The 2,910-nt window shown below is 56.3% G+C and carries 4 protein-coding genes; all 4 read left to right on the forward strand.

Features of this window, described 5'->3' with window-relative positions; genetic code table 11:
* Positions 1-670 (forward strand): UTP--glucose-1-phosphate uridylyltransferase (locus RMO15_RS02320; protein WP_309707438.1); only part of this gene is annotated, 670 nt, incomplete at its 5' end.
* 9 nt (positions 671-679) lie between these two features.
* Complete coding sequence (locus RMO15_RS02325; RefSeq protein WP_309707440.1) at positions 680-982, forward strand: hypothetical protein; 303 nt, start codon at positions 680-682, stop codon at positions 980-982.
* A gap of 4 nt (positions 983-986) precedes the next feature.
* Positions 987-1,484, forward strand: a complete 498-nt coding sequence (locus RMO15_RS02330) for an HNH endonuclease (RefSeq protein ID WP_309707441.1) — start codon at positions 987-989, stop codon at positions 1,482-1,484.
* Between the two features lie 115 nt (positions 1,485-1,599).
* On the forward strand, positions 1,600-2,793 hold the full coding sequence (locus RMO15_RS02335) for a HEAT repeat domain-containing protein (RefSeq protein WP_309707443.1): 1,194 nt from the start codon (positions 1,600-1,602) through the stop codon (positions 2,791-2,793).
* Positions 2,794-2,910 lie beyond the last annotated feature (117 nt).

Here is a 2,910-nt window from a genome sequence, read left to right on the forward strand (position 1 = left end):
GTGTCTGCACCCGGTGGGCCACTGGTACGAAGTCCCAAACCTGCTGAAAATTGGGCTCCTGCAAAAGCTCCTCACCGAGCGTCCGGCGCTGAAGTATCTGATGATCCATAACATTGACACGCTCGGTGCCGATGTAGATCCGAGTGTCCTGGGGCTCTTCGCCTCGCGCACCGACGGCATCATGGTAGAAGTCATCCCGCGCCGCTTGGAAGACCGGGGCGGTGGTCTGGCCCGCGTGGACGGTCGCCTGCGCCTGGTGGAAGGGCTCGCGATGCCACGTGAGGAGGCCGAGTTTGGCCTGACCTACTACAACTCCGCCACGACTTGGGTGCGGATAGACGCGCTCCTCGCTCTCTTTGGCCTGACCCGAGAGACGCTCTCGGATACCGAGAAAGTGCAAGAGGGCGTACGAAGAGTCGCGGCGCGCATGCCGACCTACGTCACGCTCAAGGACGTCAAAAAGCGCTGGGGCGCGGGCCAAGAGGACATCTTCCCCGTCGCGCAGTTCGAGAAACTCTGGGGCGACATCACCGCGCTTCCCGACTGGCAAGCCAGCTTCGTCGCCGTGCCAAGGCTCCGTGGTCAGCAGCTCAAAGACCCCGCCCAGCTCGACGGCTGGCTCCGAGACGGCAGTGCCGCGCACATCGAAACGCTCTGTGACTGGGGGTAAAATAGCTGCATGGACGAGACTTTACGAAGAGAGGGGCAAGCGCTCCATTCACGTTCTGCACAAGGCGAAACTCTGAGCGTTGCGGAGCAGGAGCATTTAGCTGCCTACTATGCCGCGATGGATGCGGCAGAGGCAGCACTCCTTGCCCCCGCTTTTGCCCGTATGGACAGAGAACATGTGGTGATGCAGGAGCATCTGCAAGAACTCCACTCTCTCGTCTCCCGTGAAGAAGCGTTTCTGGCACGACTGCGGGAACTCTACACAGAGCGCCAAGCGCTTAACTCTGAGCGGAAACGCTTGCTGGCCGCTTGAGACAATGCGTCGCTCTCTAAAAGACCAACTCCGTCAGCTCTACGGTTTTTCCTGTGGCTACTGCGGCGTTACCGAAGGCGACACCGGAGCCGAACTGACGATTGATCACTTCCAGCCCGTCGTGCACGGTGGGAGTGACCTTATTGAGAACCTGATGTATTGCTGTCACGCCTGTAATTCCTATAAAGGTGACTACTGGCCCCCCGGAGCAGAGCAACGTCTTCTGCACCCCCTCAACGACGAGCTTAGCTTGCATCTTACAGAGACAGAGATGTATCAGCTCCGAGGACTGACCGCCACCGGGAGCTTTCACATTGAACAGCTTCACCTGAACCGTGCCCCACTGATTGCCTATCGCCATCGGCAGGGCCAGCAACAACTGCTTCAACAAGAAGTGCAGGATATGCGAAAGCGACAGGAACGGCTCGCTGAGGAGATCGAACAGCTCTGGAACTTGCTGGAGGCACAAGGCGAATCAGAAACACAAATCGCTGAGCCGTGAACGGCCCGTCTCCGGGTTACGCCGTCCTGCGGACGTAGCAGATTTTGTAGGTTCGCAGAACCGCGTACTTCCAAGACCGGGCGTCCACACCTGGGTTTTGTGGTACAGTTTGCCCATGGCATTGTCTCTGGAAGGCGTAGACAATTCGGTGGTGCGGGAGCGTATTCAGCACCTGAAGCACCATCCTGACTGGGATGAGCGCATCTGTCGGTTTATAGCGAGCCAGCCTCCCGAGCGTGCCGTCGCTTTTGTGCGTGAAGCCATCCTGAAGCCCGAGTCGCCCTATGAGAAATGGCTCTTTCGAGATGCGCGGCTGGCAAGCCGGTGCCTCAAAGACTTCGCACCAACGCCCGAGATAAGCCTGCTACGCGATGAACTTGGCCTTCGGTTTCTTCCCATCGTGCTGGATATGGGCAACGGCAGGAATCTTCATTACTGTGACGGTCTGCGAGAGCTTGTCTGGGAGGTGCTTCTCGAACTGAAGTCCGAAGCGGTTGGCACGGCCTTAGCGTTGCAGTGTGAGACAGCGAGCAAAGACTCTGCTGTCTATCTCAATGCGGCAAGAGCACTGATAAAACTGGGAGATGAGCGTGGTGTGGCGGCTCTGATTGCGCTCTGCCAGGAAAAAGGTGAAGGGAACAATGTCTATCGCTATGATGCCGTCGAGATACTCGGTGACCTTGGAGTTGTAAGTCAAGAAGTGATTGCGACGCTGATTGAGCGGTGTCTTGATAGAGACGACAACAATAATGTTCGTAGTTTGGCAATGAAAGCGCTTGGGAAACTGGGAGTGACAAGTGCCGAAGTGGTTGATGCATTGATAGAGTTGTGTGCGTCCGAAGTGGGATACGAGAAGATTGATCCCATGCGTGCCCTAGCTAAGCTGGGAGATGAACAAAGCATTGCAGCACTGGTTGCTCTCTCTGAGGGGGAGCAGCCACTGGCTTCGCTTTGGCATGGGACAACCCGAAGTCGCTATACTTTTATCGAGATGGATGAGGTCACGGAAGAAGCGAGAATTCGTCGTGTCGCGGCAGAGCTTCTGGGAAAACTTGGGGAAGTACATGGAATCGCGGAGCTAGTCGCACTCTGTCAAGACAGAGAGGTGCGCGTGAATATTCGTATTGCCGCCGCCGAAGTGCTGGCGCAACGGGGCGACAAGCGCGGGATAGAGGTTCTGGTTTCGCTCTGCCATCACCCCGATATGGATTTTCGCCTAGTTGCTGCTAAAGCACTCGCCAAGCTTGGGAATGCACGAGGAATCGAAACGCTCGCTGCACTCAGTAGCGGAACTTGTCAATATAAATGAGACAGTTTGTTGTAGGTAAATTGGTGACGAGATCGAATTTCATTTCCTTCCTTTTGATGCGGGCACTTCCTCGGCGATGAGTAGATCCTCCAACTGGTTCAACACCGATTCCACTTC

It is taken from the genome of Armatimonas sp., from assembly GCF_031410135.1.
Taxonomy (GTDB): Bacteria; Armatimonadota; Armatimonadia; order Armatimonadales; family Armatimonadaceae; genus Armatimonas.

Bases quoted from the DNA above. Each gene is read 5' to 3' on its own strand.
- RMO15_RS02330 (WP_309707441.1), top strand. From the start codon at position 987: ATGCGTCGCTCTCTAAAAGACCAACTCCGTCAGCTCTACGGTTTTTCC.
- RMO15_RS02335 (WP_309707443.1), top strand. From the start codon at position 1,600: ATGGCATTGTCTCTGGAAGGCGTAGACAATTCGGTGGTGCGGGAGCGT.
- RMO15_RS02325 (WP_309707440.1), top strand. From the start codon at position 680: ATGGACGAGACTTTACGAAGAGAGGGGCAAGCGCTCCATTCACGTTCT.